This is a genomic window from Teichococcus aestuarii (genome assembly GCF_042651065.1).
GTDB lineage: Bacteria > Pseudomonadota > Alphaproteobacteria > Acetobacterales > Acetobacteraceae > Pseudoroseomonas > Pseudoroseomonas aestuarii.
Genome location: NZ_JBHSCH010000095.1, coordinates 1 through 13547, shown reverse-complemented (window position 1 = coordinate 13547; position 13547 = coordinate 1). Strand labels below are relative to the sequence as shown.

The following is a 13547-nucleotide window of genomic DNA, read 5'->3' as shown; positions in this document are numbered from 1 at the left end:
GCCGGCTCCCGCCACGGCGACCATCGGCGCCGCCGCCGCCGCCCATTCCGCGCCGGAGCGCCTGCATGGCCACCCGGCGCTGGCGGCGCTCGCCGTGGCGCAACTCGAATACATCGCGGTGGAGCTGCCCTCCGGCCGCTTCGGCGATGTCGGCATGGTCTCGCCCTCGCTGCTGGCGGCGCGGGACGAGGTGCGCGGCGCGCTGGGCATGCCCTCCACCGAGCCGCCGCAGGCGGCGATCGAGGCGATGGCGGCGGCGGCCACCGCCCCGGGCGGCGACCCGGCGGGGCCGGCCGCGCTGCCACCGGGCCTGTTCCCGCTCGGCGGCGCCGAGGTGTGGCGCCGCCTCGGCCAGCTGCCCCGGCTGCCCCAGGCCAATGCCGGCACCCTGCGCGCCCTGCGCCACTGGGAGTTCGGACCGGAGGAGCCGTTCGAGATGAGCAGCCTGTCGCGCCGCCGCTGAGCCCGCCCGCGCCGCCGCTTTGGCACGCCGCGCCGGCTGCGGCATTCTGCCCGCCTGACCTGATCGGAGTGCCCCGCATGCGCCGAGTCCCCGCCCTTCCCCTGACGGCGCTGCTGCTGGCCGCCCTGGTGCTGCCCGGCTGCGCGGAGCTGCGCACGCCCCGCCCGCGGGTCAGCCTGCCGCTGGAGCTGGTGCCCAATGCCGAGGACCCGGTGCGCAGCGCCGCCCGCCTCGCCTCCGCCGCCTTCGCTGACCAGGGCGCCGCGCTGCAGGGCCACCCGGCCGAGACCGCCCGCGCCGCCGCGCGGCTGGAATACCTGGCGCAGACCCTGGCCGCCGATCCGCGCTACGCCGCCCTGCCGCCAGGGCTGACGCTGGCGCTGCGCGGCGCGGTGGAGCAGGCGCGCGCCGCGCTGGGCCTGGCCGAGGCGGCGCTGCCGCGCCTGGCCATCGCGGCCCTGGCGCAGGCCGCCCGCGCGCTGGAGGGCCGGGACGATGCCGCCGCCGTGCTGGTGCCGCCGCTCTTCCCCGCCGGGGCGGAGGCCACGCTACGCCGGCTGCGCGAGCCCGGCCCGCTGCCGGAGGCCGCCATCGCCACCGGCCGCACGGAGGAGGCGATCCGTGCCCTCGACATCGGCACCGGCTGGACCCTCTCGCCCGAGCGCTCGACGCTGCGCTGAACCGCGCCCCTCCATCCTTTCGCTTCAAGAGCGGGGGCGGATGTGCAGAATGCCGCCCTTCGTGTTCCGTAGATCTGGGAGTTCCTCATGCAGCGACGCAGTTTCCTGGCCGGCACCGCCGGCCTGACCGCCGCCGCGCACCTCGCCCGCCCGGCCCTGGCGCAGGGCGAGGCCAATCAGGTGCTGCGCTTCATCCCGCAGGCCGATCTCAGCATCCTCGATCCGCTGAACACCACCGCCTACCCGACGCGCAACCACGGCCACCTCTGCTGGGACACGCTGTACGGGCTGGACCTCGATTTCCGCCCGCAGCCGCAGCTCGCCGCCGGCCACACGGCGGAGGATGACGGCAGGCGCTGGACCTTCACGCTGCGCGAGGGCATCCGCTTCCACGACGACGAGCCGATCCGCGCCGCCGACGCCGTGGCCTCGGTCAGGCGCTGGATGCTGCGGGACACGCATGGCCAGACGCTCTCGCAGCGTGTCGAGGAGATCCGCGCGCTGGACGACCGGCGCTTCGAGATCCGCCTGAAGCGCCCCTTCGGCCCGATGCTGGACGCGCTGGCCAAGGCCTCCTCCTACCCCTGCTTCATCTACCCCGAGCGCTTCGCGACGCAGGACCCGGGCCGCGCCTTCACCGAGGTGGTGGGCTCCGGCCCCTACCGCTTCGTGGCCGAGGAGCGAGTCTCGGGCAGCCAGGTCGTCTATCGCCGCTTCGAGGGCTACAAGCCGGCCGGCGGCGCCGTCAGCCTGACGGCGGGGCCGAAGCTGGCGCTGTTCGAGCGGCTGGAGTGGAAGCACATCCCCGACCCCGCGACGGCCGCCGCCGCGCTGCAGGCCGGCGAGGTGGATTGGTGGGAGCAGGTGGCACCCGACCTGCGCCCGCTGCTGCGCCGCGGCCGCAACATCACGGTGGACCGGCTGGATTTCGGCGGCACGGTGGCGATGCTGCGCCCCAACCACCTGCACCCGCCCTTCGACAACCCGGCGCTGCGCCGCGCCCTGCTGCCCGCCATCCGGCAGGCCGACTACATGACCGCCATCATGGGCGACAACCGCGACCTGTGGCGCGAGGGGATCGGCTGCTTCCCCGAGGGCAGCCCGATGGCGTCCGACGCCGGCATGGAGGCGCTGACCGGCCCGCGCGACTTCGAGGTGGCGAAGCGCGCCGTCCAGGCCGCCGGCTACAAGGGCGAGAAGGTGGTGATGCTGCACCCCACTGACATCGTCAACAACAACAACCTGACCGCCGTGGCGACCGACATGCTGCAGCGCACCGGGCTGAACGTGGAGAGCGCCACCTCCGACTGGGGCACGCTGCTGCAGCGCCGCGCCAACAAGAACCCGCCGGGCCAGGGCGGCTGGAGCGCGCTGATCGTGCTGTTCGGCGGCATGGACCTGGCCAATCCGGGCGGCCACCCGCTGCTGCGGGCGAACGGCCAGAATGCCTGGTTCGGCTGGCCCACCGCGCCGAAGCTGGAGGAGCTGCGCGACCAGTGGTTCGACGCGCCGGACCTTGCCGCGCAGCAGCGCATCGGCCGCGAGATCCAGGCGCAGTTCTTCCAGGACGTGCCCTACTACCCGCTCGGCCAGTACCTGATCGACAGCGCCTGGCGCAGCAACCTGACCGGCCACCGCAAGGGCATGGCGCTCCCCCTCAACGTGAAGCGCGCCTGAGACTTATAGAAGAAAGGCCGGGGGAATTCCTTCCCCCGGCCTTTCTTCTGCTCAGCAGCCTTCCGCGAGAAAAACCCGGCTCGGCGCCACGAACTCCTCCTGCGCCGCCACGGTGAGGATTTCGCGCGACGCCGCCTCCGAGGTCCGCCGCAGCAGCCCGTAGATGGAGGAGGCGGCGGCCGCCAGCGCCGCGCTGGCGCTGCCGCTCTTCAGCCGGTGGAACAGGAACAGCGCCGCGATGGCGTCGCCCGCGCCGTTCACCGAGAGCGGCAGCATCGGCGTGGCGACGCGGTGGAACGCACCCCCCTCGGCCGCCAGCATCTCGATCCGGTCCTCCGGCGTCTCGGCCACGCGCAGCGAGGTGACGAGCACGCAGCGCGGCCCGCCCGGCGCCATGGTGGCCTGCAGCGCCGCGACCGCCGCCTTGGCCTCGGCCAGGGTGGTGACGGGCATCCCCGTCAACCATTCCAGCTCGAACTGGTTGGGGGTGAGGATGTCGGCCGCCGGCACGGCGCGGTCGCGCATGAACTCCGGGATGCCGGGGCGGACGAAGACGCCGCGCCCGACATCGCCGATCACCGGGTCGCAGCAATAGAGCGCGGCGGGGCTGGCGGCCTTCACCTTGGCCACCGCCTCCAGGATCGCCTCGCCGATGGCGGCGTCGCCCATGTAGCCGGAGAGCACGGCGTCGCAGCGGGGCAGGGCGCCGCGGTCCTCGATGCCCTGCACCAGGTCGCGCACCAGATCGGCGCCGAAGACCTGCCCGCGCCAGGAGCCGTAGCCGGTGTGGTTGGAGAACTGCACCGTGTTCACCGCCCAGACCTCGGCCCCCAGCCTTTGCAGCGGGAACACCGCCGAGGCGTTGCCGACATGCCCGTAGGCGACCCAGGACTGGATGGAGAGGATGTTCATGCGCCTGACCCGGTGGTGGAGGCGGGGCCGCGCCCCGCGGCGGCAAGCTGTAGGAAGGGGCGCCCGGCCGGTCAATCCGGCGGCGGAATCGGCGCGCCGCGCGGCCTGCTCGGTTGCACCGGGGGGGCGCTGCCTGTAGAAGCGGCGCTTCCGTGCGGCCGGTCGGCATCGGCTGCTCCATAATCAGACGAGTGCGCCATGAAGCCCGACATCCACCCGGACTATCACGAGATCAACATCATCATGACCGACGGGACGACCTACAAGACCCGGTCATGCATGGGCAAGCCGGGCGAGACGCTGCGCCTGGACATCGATCCGAAGTCCCACCCGGCCTGGACCGGCGTGCAGCGCGTGATGGACACCGGCGGCCAGATCGCCAAGTTCAACAAGAAGTTCGCCGGCATCGGCGCCCGCAAGAAGGGCTGATGCGCAAGGCCCCGCGGGGCCTTCCACCGACGCGGATTTTTGAGCGCCACTCCCTTGAAGCAGGGGGTGGCGCTTTCCATTTCCAGCCCTGCCAGCGGTGCCCGGATCGGGGCCGCCGGTGTGATCCAGACGCGACGGGGCCGCCCTTGTGGGGCCCGCATGACGCGGCGGATCGCAACGCAACGGACCCTTGCTTGGATTGAGAAGGCTCCTGACCATGAACGCTTTCGATACCGCCCCCCTGTTCCGCTCCGCCATCGGCTTCGACCGCCTGACCCGGCTGATCGACACCGCCCGCGCCGCGTCCGAGGGGCCCTCCTACCCCCCCTACAACATCGAGAAGACCGGTGAGGACGCCTATGTCCTGACCATGGCGGTCGCCGGCTTCGGCCCCGAGGACCTGGAGATCACCGCGCAGGACAATGTGCTGGTCGTCTCCGGCAAGACCGCGCCGGTGAACGAGCAGGAGCGCCGCTACCTGCACCGTGGCATCGCCGGCCGCGCCTTCGAGCGCCGCTTCGTGCTGGCCGACCACATCCAGGTGGAAGGCGCCGACCTCGCCAACGGCCTGCTCAACGTGGCGCTGAAGCGCCAGGTGCCCGAGGCGCTGAAGCCCCGGCGCATCGCCATCGGCAGCGCGCAGCCGCGCCAGCCGGTGCTGGAGGGCAAGTCCGAGAGCCAGCTCGCCGCATAAGGGCGGGCCGGACCGAGTGATGGGCCGGGGTGGCGACACCCCGGCTTTTTTCATGCCCGGCCTTTTTCCCGCGCCAAGGCTTGCCCGGCGCGGACGCCTCGCGGAAGCTGGGGCTGCACCTTCCGCAGCCGGGCCATGATCCAGGATCCAGAGAAATTCCGCACGGTGACGGCGTTGGGCATCGCCCAGACCCTCGCCTGGGCCTCCACCTACTACCTGCCCGCCATCCTGGCGCGCCCGATGGCGCAGGATCTCGGCCTCTCCACCTCCACGATCTACGCCTACTTCTCCATGGCGCTGCTGCTGACGGCGCTGCTCGGCCCGCTCACCGGCCGCATCATCGACCGGCGCGGCGGGCGCGGGGTGCTGGCGCTCTCCAACCTCGTCTTCGCCGCCGGGCTGGGCACGCTGGCGCTGGCGCAGGGGCCGCTGGGGCTGGGGGTGGGGTGGGGGCTGCTCGGCATCGGCATGGCGCTGGGGCTGTACGACGCCGCCTTCGCCACCCTGGCCGGCCTGTACGGCGCGCTGGCCAAGGGGCCGATCACCGGCGTCACGCTGTTCGCCGGCTTTGCCTCCACCGTCGGCTGGCCGCTCAGCACCTTCCTCGATGCCGAGCTGGGCTGGCGTGGGGCCTGCCTGGTCTGGGCGGCGCTGCATCTGGGGCTGGGGCTGCCGCTGAACCGGCTGCTGGTGCCCGCCGCGCCGCCCCCCGCGCCCAAGGCCGCCGCCGAGGGGCCGGAGAGTCCGGCGCCGCCGCAGGCCATGTGGGTGCTGGGCTTCGTCTTCGCCGCCACCGGCATCATCACCGCCGCCATCGGCGCGCACCAGCCGGCCCTGCTGGCCGCCGCCGGCGCCTCGCCCGAGGCCGCCCTCCTGGCCGCTTCCCTCACCGGGCCGGCGCAGGTGGCGGCGCGCTTCCTGCAGTTCAGCCTGCTGCGCGCCCTGCACCCGCTGTGGATGGCGCGGGTGGCCTGCGTCATCCAGGGCATCGGCGCGCTGGCCCTGCTGTTCCTGGGCGGGCCGGCGGCGGCGGCCTTCGCCCTGCTGCATGGCGGCGGCAACGGGCTGCACACCATCGCCAAGGGCACGCTGCCGCTCGCCGTGTTCGGGCCGGTCGGCTACGGGCAGCGGCAGGGCATCCTCTCCGCCCCGGCGCGGCTGTTGCAGGCGGGGGCGCCGCTGCTGTTCGGCCTGCTGATGGAAGCCCATGGCGCCGGCGCGCTGTGGCTGACCACCGGGCTGTGCTTCGCCGCCTTCGCCGCCCTCTTCGCGCTGCGCGCGCGCTGAGGGCGGCGCCTCGGCTCAGGCGTTGCGCCGCAGCGCCTCCGGGTTGATCAGCGCGTCCGGGTCCGGCTGGCCCGCCAGGAAGTCCAGCACGTTGCGGGCCGAGGCGGTGGCCATGCGCTGCAAGCCCTCGGCGGTGCTGGCGGCCACATGCGGCGTCATCACCACGTTCGGCAGGCCGAGCAGCGGGATGGGGCTCTGCATCGGCTCCACCTGCACCACGTCCAGCCCCGCCCCCGCCAGGTGGCCGGAGCGCAGCGCCGCCTCCAGCGCCGCCTCCTCCACCAGCGTGCCGCGGGCGGCGTTGATCAGCACGGCGCCGGGCTTCATCGCCGCCAGGAAGCCGCCATTGACCATGTTCCGCGTCTCGGCGTTGGAGGGGCAGTGGAGGGTGACGATGTCCGCCTCCGCCAGCGCCGCCGGCAGGTCGCGCGCCGGCTCGTAGCCCAGGCCGCGGATGGTGTTGGCAGGGATGAAGGGGTCGTGCACCCGCACCCGCAGCCCGAAGGCGGCGCAGAGCCGCGCCACCCGCGTGCCGATGCGGCCGAAGCCGATGATCAGCACGGCGCGGCCGCCGAGGTCGAAGGTGGCGGACTGGCCGGGCACCCGCCACTCGCCGCGCCGCACCCCGGCGTTGAAGGCCACCACCTGGCGGGACAGCGCCAGCATCAGCATCAGCGTGTGCTCGGCCACCGAGGCGGCGTTGGCCTCCGGCGTCACCGCCAGCAGGATGCCGCGCTCGGTCAGCGCCGGCACGTCCACATTGTCGTAGCCGACGCCGTGGCGGCAGACGAAGCGCAGCCTCGGCGCGCGGTCGAGCAGGGCGCGGTCCACCGTCATGCCGCGCACGATCATCGCCTCCGCCTCGGCCAGATGGCCGGGCAGGGTCTCGGGCGTCAGCGCCTCGGGCGTGAGGAGGCGCAGGCCGGGGGCCTCGCGCAGCATCTCCAGCCCGTCCCGGTGGATGGGGTCGGGCACCAGCACGGTGTGCAGGGAGAGATCGGCCATGGCGGTCACCCGTTGCCCCAGGGGCGGCGGCGGAAGAGGTCCTTCACGCCCTCCGCCTCGCGCAGGGCGGCGGCACGGTATTCGGCGCCGACGAGGGGGCGCATCGGCAGGTTCAGCTTCGCCGCCTCCTCGACGAAGGCCGGGTCGGCCAGGGTGGCGCGGAAGGCGGCCGCGAGCGGCGCGGCGATCTCCTCCGGCAGGCCGGGCGGCGCCACGAAGCCGCGCGCCGAGCCGCCGACGACATCGAAGCCCTGCTCCCGGAAGGTGGGCACCTCCGGCATGGCGGACCAGCGCTCCGGCGCGGCGGCGCCGAGGCAGCGTGTGCGCCCCTCCTGCAACAGGGAGATGCCCTCGCTGAGATTGTAGGAGGCGACGTCGAGCTGCCCGCCCAGCAGGTCGCGGATGACGGGGGCGGTGCCGTTGTAGGGCGCGTGCAGGGCGCGGACCTGCGCCGCCTCCTCGAAGGCGAGCAGCAGCTGGTGGTCGTCCGAGCCGATGCCGGCGGCGGAGCCGACCGAGACGGCCTCCCGCGCCTTGGCGGCGGCGGCCTTCAGGTCGCCCAGCCCGCGCAGCGGGGAATCGGCGCGCACCCAGAGGGCGCCGGGATCCTCCACCAGCTGCGCGACGTAGGTGAACTCCTCCATCTTCCAGCGCACCGGCCGTTCCAGCGGGATGGAGCTGAGGGAGAGGCTGGCGATGGCGCCCAGGGTGTGGCCATCGGGGCGCGCCGCGAAGATCGCCTCGTTGCCGGTCTGCCCGCCCGCGCCGACGCGGTTGGTGACGACGAAGCGCGCGCCGGGGAGATGGTTCGGCAGGTGCTTGGCCGCCAGCCGCGCCATGATGTCGATGCCGCCGGCCGGCGGGTAGGGGACGATGATCTCGATCGGCCGGGCGGAGGGCCAGGCGGCCTGGGCCAGGGCAGGGCGGGCCAGCAACGGCAGGGCCGGCACGGGAAGAAGGCAGGCCAGGAGGCCCCGGCGGGTGGGCATGGTGTCGTCCTCGGACTCGTTCCCCGGGGCGTTCTGCGGCCCCGGCCCCCGGGAGGGGGGCTGTTGCCGGCAGGCTAGACCATGGCGGCCGCCCTGGCCATGGCTGCCCCGCGTCCGCGTCTTCGCACTTGCGTCAAGGCCCCGGCGCGCGCATATGAGCGACGCCGGCCTCCATGGGGAAGTGCCGGCCGCGCCCTGGCTGCGTGAACGGACCGCCCGCCCTTCATCGGCGGCGGCCATGCCAGGGCCCCGGGACAAACCCCCCGGACCTTCTCCCTTCGGTACGACCCATCCACGCGGGGCGTCCTGACCCGCAACCGGTGCGGCCGTCATGGCGTGCGCCGAATCTTGGATATGTTGATGACCGATTTCACGTCCCTCGGCCTGGCCGAACCGCTGCTGCGCGCCCTGGCCCAGGAAGGCTACACCACCCCCACCCCGATCCAGGCGCAGGCCATCCCGCTGGTGCTCGAGGGCCGCGACCTGCTGGGCATCGCCCAGACCGGCACCGGCAAGACCGCCGCCTTCGCGCTGCCGATCCTGCACCACCTGGCCGACCGCAAGGCGCCGGCCCCGCGCGGCGGCTGCCGCGTGCTGATCCTGTCGCCGACGCGCGAACTGGCCTCGCAGATCCACGACAACATCCGCGCCTATGGCCGCTTCATGGGCCTGTCCTCCACGGTCATCTTCGGCGGCGTGGGCGCGCGGCCGCAGGTGCAGGCGCTCTCGCGCGGCGTGGACATCCTGGTGGCGACGCCGGGCCGCCTGCTCGACCACGTGCAGACCGGCGCCGCCCGCCTGCAGGGCGTCGAGGTGCTGGTGCTGGACGAGGCCGACCAGATGCTGGACCGCGGCTTCTGGCCCGCCATCCGCAAGCTCACCGGGCTGATGTCCAAGAACCGGCAGACGCTGTTCTTCAGCGCCACCATGCCGGAGGAGATCGCCAAGATCGCCAACGAGCTGCTGAAGGACCCGGCGCGCGTCTCCGTCACCCCCGTGGCCTCCACGGCGGAGCGGGTGGAGCAGCGGCTGATCCATATCGACGCCAGCCAGAAGCGCGTGCTGCTGGCCGAGATGCTGCGTGATTCCGCCATCGGCCGCGCGCTGGTCTTCGCCCGCACCAAGCACGGCGCCGACCGCGTGGCCAAGCACCTGGTGGCCGAGGGCATCAACGCCCACGCCATCCATGGCGACCGCAGCCAGGGCCAGCGCGAGCGGGCGCTGGCCGAGTTCCGCAACGGCCGCGCGCCGATCCTGGTGGCCACCGACATCGCCAGCCGCGGCATCGACGTCGATGGCGTGACGCATGTCTTCCAGTTCGACCTGCCGGACACGCCGGAAGCCTATGTGCACCGCATCGGCCGCACCGCGCGCGCCGGCGCCAGCGGCGAGGCGATCGCCTTCTGCGCGCCGGACGAGGTGGTGAAGCTGAAGGCGGTGGAGAAGCTGATCGCCATGAAGATCCCGGCCGAGGACCGCCGCAGCCCGGCGGCGCGCGCCGAGGCCGAGGCGGCGCAGCCCAAGAAGCAGCCGCCGCGCGGCCGTGGCCCGCGCCCGCAGGGTGCGAGCGGCCGGCCGCAGGGCGCCGCCCCGCGCGGTGGCCGCGGCATGCCGCCGGGTGCCGCCGGCGCCCGCAAGGACCGCAACTGGCGCGACAGCGACTTCCGCAACTCCTCGCGCTGAGGCGTTGACGACCGGGCCGGAGGCACCCCCTCCGGCCCTTTTTTTGTCGCGCGCCGTGTTGCCATGCGGGCGGGACGGGGCAAGGCTGGCGCGGTTCGCAACCGCCGGAGCCGAACCCATGCCGCAAGAGACCGACCCCCGCCTCGCCGCCATCGCCGCCGAGGCGACGCAATGGCGCCGCCACCTGCACGCCAACCCGGAGCTTTCCTTCGAGGAGCACCGGACCAGCGACTTCGTCGCGGCGAAGCTGGAGAGCTGGGGCATCGCGGTGACGCGCGGCATCGCGGGCACGGGGCTGGTCGGCACGCTGCGCGGCAGCCGCGGCCAGCAGGGCGCCAATGCCGGCCGCGCCATCGGCCTGCGCGCCGACATGGACGCGCTGCCGATGCAGGAGATGACCGAGGACCTGCCCTACAAATCCACCGTGCCGAACGTGATGCATGCCTGCGGCCATGACGGCCACACCGCCATGCTGCTCGGCGCCGCGCGCTACCTCTCCGAGACGCGGGATTTCGAGGGCACGGTGCACTTCATCTTCCAGCCGGCCGAGGAGAAGGGCGGCGGCGGCCGGGTGATGGTGGAGGAGGGGCTGTTCACCCGCTTCCCCTGCGACGCGGTGTACGGCATCCACAACGGCTCCAACGTGCCGAAGGGGCAGTTCGTCATCACCCGCGGCACCACCAACGCGGCGGCCGACACGGTGAAGCTGACGGTGCGCGGCCTGGGCGGCCATGCCGCGCGGCCGCACCAGGCGCTGGACCCGGTGCTGGTGGCCTCGCACATCGTGGTGGCGCTGCAGAGCGTGGTGAGCCGCCGGGTGGACCCGCTGGATTCCGCCGTGCTCTCGCTGTGCAGCATCCATGGCGGCAGCGCCTGCAACGTCATCCCCGAGGAGGTGGTGATCGAGGGCACGGTGCGGACGCTGCGCCCCGAGACGCGCGACGAGATGCAGCGCCTGCTGACCGAGGTTGCCACCGCCACCGCCCAGGCGCATGGCGCCCGCGTCGAGATCGACTATGAGCGCGGCTATCCGCCCGTGGTGAACAGCGACGCCCCCGTGGAGCGCGCGCAGCTGGCGGCGGCGAAGCTGGCGGGGGAGGGGATGCTGGTGCGCGAGGCGCCGCCGACCATGGGGGGCGAGGACTTCTCCTACATGGCGCGCACGGTGCCCGGCTGCTTCATCCGCCTGGGCCAGATGGACCCGGCCAGGCCGAACTTCTCGACGCACCACCCGCGCTACAACTTCAACGACGACATCCTGCCGACCGGCATCGCCTTCTGGTCGTCCCTGGTCGAACAGGAACTGACTCCCGCCTGACTGGCAGAAAGAAGATGGGGGCCTGGGGGAATTCCTTCCCCCAGCCTTTCCCTGTCCCTCAATCGGTCCCGATGACCTTCACATAGCTCCCCGGCGCATCCTCGATCGCGGGCAGCCCGCCTTCGCCCGGGGTTCGCGCCGGCACCTGCGCCTTGTCCAGCCCGCTCACCCAGCGGTGCCAGTCCGGCCACCAGGAGCCGGCGAACTCGGTGGCGGCGCCGAACCAGTCATCCGGCTCGGCTGGCAGGCTGTCGGCCACCCAGTGGCTGTACTTGCCGGATTCCGGCGGGTTGGCGACGCCGGCGATGTGCCCTGAGGCGGCCAGCACGAAGCGCACCGGCCCGCCATAGATCTGCGTCGCCTTGTAGGTGCTCTTCCAGGGCGCGATGTGGTCCTCGCGCGTGGAGAGGATGTAGGTGGGCAGCTTGACCTTGCGCAGGTCGAGCGGCACGCCGGCCAGGGTGATGCCGCCCGGCTTGGCTAGGTCGTTCTGCTGGTACATGCGGCGCAGGTAGAAGCTGTGCATCGCCGCCGGCATGCGGGTGCTGTCGTCGTTCCAGTAGAGCAGGTCGAAGGGGAAGGGTTCCTGCCCCATCAGGTAGTTCTGCACGACGAAGGACCAGATCAGGTCGTTGGCGCGCAGCATGTTGAAGGTGGTGGCCATCTCGCGGCCTTCGAGGTAGCCGCGCTTCTGCATCCGCTCCTCGAGCGACTGCAACTGCTCCTCGTCGATGAAGACGGAGAGTTCCCCCGCCTCGGCGAAATCCACCATGGTGGTGAAGAAGGTGGCGGACTTGATGCGGGTGTCCCGCTTCTCCGCCATGTGCGCCAGCGTCGAGGCCAGCAGCGTGCCGCCGAGGCAGTAGCCGATGGCGTTGACGGCCTTCTCGCCCGTGGCCTTCTCGATCGCGTCCAGCGCCGCGTAAGGGCCTTCGAGCATGTAATCCTCGAAGGATTTCTCCGCCAGCCGCTCGTCCGGATTGACCCAGGAGACGACGAACACCGTGTGCCCCTGGCTCACCGCCCAGCGAACGAAGCTGTTCTTCGGCCGCAGGTCGAGGATGTAGAACTTGTTGATCCAGGGCGGCAGGATCAGCAGCGGCCGCTTCAGCACCGTCTCGGTCGTCGGGCTGTACTGGATGAGCTGCATCAGCTCGTTCTGGTAAACGACCTTGCCGGGCGAGACGGCGATGTTCTCGCCGATCTTGAACTTGGTCTCGTCCGTCATGCGGATGCGCAGCTTGCCCTTGCCGCGCTCGAGGTCGGAGAGCAGGTTCTGCAGGCCGCGCAGCAGGTTCTCGCCGCCCGTCTCGGCGGTGCGGCGCAGCACCTCCGGGTTGGTCATCAGGAAGTTGGACGGGCTCATCGCGTCGACGAACTGGCGGGTGTAGAAATCCACCTTCTGCGCCGTCTTGGGGTCGAGGTCGTCGGCCGCGTGCGCCACGTTGGTGAAGTAGCGCGCCGAGAGCAGGTAGGACTGCTTGATGAAGTCGAACACCTCGTTGTCCCGCCACGCCTCGTCCTTGAAGCGGCGGTCCTTCGGGTCCTCGGCGATGACGGGGCTTACCTCGCCGCCCCACATGCGGCGCGCGGTGTTCTGCCACAGCGTCATGTAATCCTGCCAGAAGCCGAGCTGCGCCTGCATCAGCCGCGCCGGGTTGGTCATCAGCCGGGCGGTCATCTCCATGAAGGCGGTGCCGATATGCATCGGGTCCGGCCCGTCCGCGCCGCCGCCCGGCGCCTCGCCGGCCTGGCGCCGCAGGAAGTCGGCCACGATGCGCTGCCCGCGCTCCGCCACATCGGCCATGGTGCGGGAGACGAGGGCGGGGTCCGGCAGGCGGAATGCGCCCGGGTCCGGGGGGGTGTCGTCCTTGGCCATGCGTCCCTCCGCGCCTTTGGCGCCTGCTTCCTGCGATTTCGCGAGCCCGCCTTGTGGCACGCGGACCCTGAAGCCTTCGTTTCGCCACACGGGGAACCCGGGCTTGGCTGCACGGTTCCGCGCGGCCTTCCGCCGACCCCGCCTTTCGGGCTAATGCCCAGGGAATGGGCGAGAAGAGGCGGAGCATGGACCAGCGCAGCGACCGAGGCCGTCTGCAAGGTAGGGCTGGCGCGAGGGGGCATCAAGCGGCCTGCGGCATTGTGCTGCTCGCGCTCTCGCTCGCGGGTTGCGTGGGCTCCCCGACGGAAGGGCCGCGGGAATTCTGGAAGAACGCCTTCGGCCCGCCGCTGGAGGGCCGGCCCCTGCCGCCCGGAACGGAAGGGGCCTACCCCAACCTGGCTTCCGTGCCGCCCGCCCCGCCGCGCGGCGCCGCCTCCGAGCGCGAGGCGCTGCGCGACGCGCTGGCCGATGCGCGCAGCCAGTCCCGCCAGCCCGTGGTGCCGGGCCAGCCCGTGCCGCCGCCGCCAGCGG

13 protein-coding genes are annotated in these 13547 nt (G+C 72.6%); 9 read left to right on the top strand and 4 right to left on the bottom strand.

Annotated elements, in window-relative coordinates; genetic code table 11:
• The 3 genes from ACFOY6_RS22415 to ACFOY6_RS22405 all read left to right on the top strand — a co-directional run.
• Window positions 1–463, top strand: a 463-nt coding sequence (locus ACFOY6_RS22415) for a hypothetical protein (RefSeq protein ID WP_379652287.1), incomplete at its 5' end; no start/stop codon positions are given.
• A 77-nt stretch (window positions 464–540) separates the two neighbouring features.
• Window positions 541–1143 (top strand): hypothetical protein, encoded by a 603-nt coding sequence (locus ACFOY6_RS22410; RefSeq protein WP_379652286.1) that lies wholly within the window; start codon window positions 541–543, stop codon window positions 1141–1143.
• Between the two features lie 87 nt (window positions 1144–1230).
• A complete protein-coding gene (locus tag ACFOY6_RS22405) occupies window positions 1231–2820 on the top strand; it encodes an ABC transporter substrate-binding protein (protein ID WP_379652285.1) in 1590 nt (529 codons plus the stop codon).
• 51 nt (window positions 2821–2871) lie between these two features.
• Here the strand turns inward: ACFOY6_RS22405 and pdxY are convergent, their stop codons facing one another.
• The gene (gene pdxY, locus ACFOY6_RS22400) at window positions 2872–3732 is read right to left on the bottom strand and encodes a pyridoxal kinase PdxY (RefSeq protein WP_379652284.1); all 861 of its coding nucleotides are present in this window, start codon (window positions 3730–3732) and stop codon (window positions 2872–2874) included.
• Between the two features lie 198 nt (window positions 3733–3930).
• Here pdxY and rpmE point away from each other — a divergent pair, with 198 nt between their 5' ends.
• The 3 genes from rpmE to ACFOY6_RS22385 all read left to right on the top strand — a co-directional run bounded on the left by rpmE (window position 3931) and on the right by ACFOY6_RS22385 (window position 6142).
• Complete coding sequence (gene rpmE, locus ACFOY6_RS22395; protein ID WP_109516023.1) at window positions 3931–4161, top strand: 50S ribosomal protein L31; 231 nt, start codon at window positions 3931–3933, stop codon at window positions 4159–4161.
• A 217-nt stretch (window positions 4162–4378) separates the two neighbouring features.
• A complete protein-coding gene (locus tag ACFOY6_RS22390; protein WP_109516022.1) occupies window positions 4379–4855 on the top strand; it encodes an Hsp20 family protein in 477 nt (158 codons plus the stop codon).
• Between the two features lie 135 nt (window positions 4856–4990).
• Complete coding sequence (locus tag ACFOY6_RS22385; protein ID WP_379652283.1) at window positions 4991–6142, top strand: MFS transporter; 1152 nt, start codon at window positions 4991–4993, stop codon at window positions 6140–6142.
• Window positions 6143–6157: 15 nt separating this feature from the next.
• Here the strand turns inward: ACFOY6_RS22385 and ACFOY6_RS22380 are convergent, their stop codons facing one another.
• Entirely contained in the window at window positions 6158–7147 is a 990-nt protein-coding gene (locus ACFOY6_RS22380; protein ID WP_379633548.1) for a hydroxyacid dehydrogenase, read from the bottom strand.
• Window positions 7148–7152: 5 nt separating this feature from the next.
• On the bottom strand, window positions 7153–8136 hold the full coding sequence (locus ACFOY6_RS22375) for a tripartite tricarboxylate transporter substrate binding protein (protein ID WP_379652282.1): 984 nt from the start codon (window positions 8134–8136) through the stop codon (window positions 7153–7155).
• A gap of 360 nt (window positions 8137–8496) precedes the next feature.
• Between ACFOY6_RS22375 and ACFOY6_RS22370 the strand changes: the two genes are divergently transcribed.
• Both ACFOY6_RS22370 and ACFOY6_RS22365 read left to right on the top strand, forming a co-directional pair.
• Window positions 8497–9819, top strand: a complete 1323-nt coding sequence (locus tag ACFOY6_RS22370) for a DEAD/DEAH box helicase (RefSeq protein ID WP_109516019.1) — start codon at window positions 8497–8499, stop codon at window positions 9817–9819.
• 118 nt (window positions 9820–9937) lie between these two features.
• Window positions 9938–11137, top strand: coding sequence for a M20 aminoacylase family protein (locus ACFOY6_RS22365; RefSeq protein ID WP_109516018.1), 1200 nt, complete (start codon window positions 9938–9940; stop codon window positions 11135–11137).
• A 58-nt stretch (window positions 11138–11195) separates the two neighbouring features.
• On the opposite strand, the gene ACFOY6_RS22360 is transcribed toward ACFOY6_RS22365, so the two are convergent.
• The gene (locus tag ACFOY6_RS22360) at window positions 11196–13016 is read right to left on the bottom strand and encodes a PHA/PHB synthase family protein (protein WP_379652281.1); all 1821 of its coding nucleotides are present in this window, start codon (window positions 13014–13016) and stop codon (window positions 11196–11198) included.
• Window positions 13017–13276: 260 nt separating this feature from the next.
• On the opposite strand from ACFOY6_RS22360, the gene ACFOY6_RS22355 reads away from it, so the two are divergent.
• The coding region (locus tag ACFOY6_RS22355; protein ID WP_456316952.1) for a hypothetical protein at window positions 13277–13547 on the top strand (271 nt) is incomplete at its 3' end.

What these genes read in the sequence shown, in the direction of transcription:
- ACFOY6_RS22365 (WP_109516018.1), top strand. Translation starts at nt 9,938, where the DNA reads ATGCCGCAAGAGACCGACCCCCGCCTCGCCGCCATCGCCGCCGAGGCG.
- ACFOY6_RS22375 (WP_379652282.1), bottom strand. Translation starts at nt 8,136, where the DNA reads ATGCCCACCCGCCGGGGCCTCCTGGCCTGCCTTCTTCCCGTGCCGGCC.
- ACFOY6_RS22405 (WP_379652285.1), top strand. Translation starts at nt 1,231, where the DNA reads ATGCAGCGACGCAGTTTCCTGGCCGGCACCGCCGGCCTGACCGCCGCC.
- ACFOY6_RS22390 (WP_109516022.1), top strand. Translation starts at nt 4,379, where the DNA reads ATGAACGCTTTCGATACCGCCCCCCTGTTCCGCTCCGCCATCGGCTTC.
- ACFOY6_RS22370 (WP_109516019.1), top strand. Translation starts at nt 8,497, where the DNA reads ATGACCGATTTCACGTCCCTCGGCCTGGCCGAACCGCTGCTGCGCGCC.
- rpmE (WP_109516023.1), top strand. Translation starts at nt 3,931, where the DNA reads ATGAAGCCCGACATCCACCCGGACTATCACGAGATCAACATCATCATG.
- ACFOY6_RS22380 (WP_379633548.1), bottom strand. Translation starts at nt 7,147, where the DNA reads ATGGCCGATCTCTCCCTGCACACCGTGCTGGTGCCCGACCCCATCCAC.
- pdxY (WP_379652284.1), bottom strand. Translation starts at nt 3,732, where the DNA reads ATGAACATCCTCTCCATCCAGTCCTGGGTCGCCTACGGGCATGTCGGC.
- ACFOY6_RS22410 (WP_379652286.1), top strand. Translation starts at nt 541, where the DNA reads ATGCGCCGAGTCCCCGCCCTTCCCCTGACGGCGCTGCTGCTGGCCGCC.
- ACFOY6_RS22385 (WP_379652283.1), top strand. Translation starts at nt 4,991, where the DNA reads ATGATCCAGGATCCAGAGAAATTCCGCACGGTGACGGCGTTGGGCATC.
- ACFOY6_RS22360 (WP_379652281.1), bottom strand. Translation starts at nt 13,016, where the DNA reads ATGGCCAAGGACGACACCCCCCCGGACCCGGGCGCATTCCGCCTGCCG.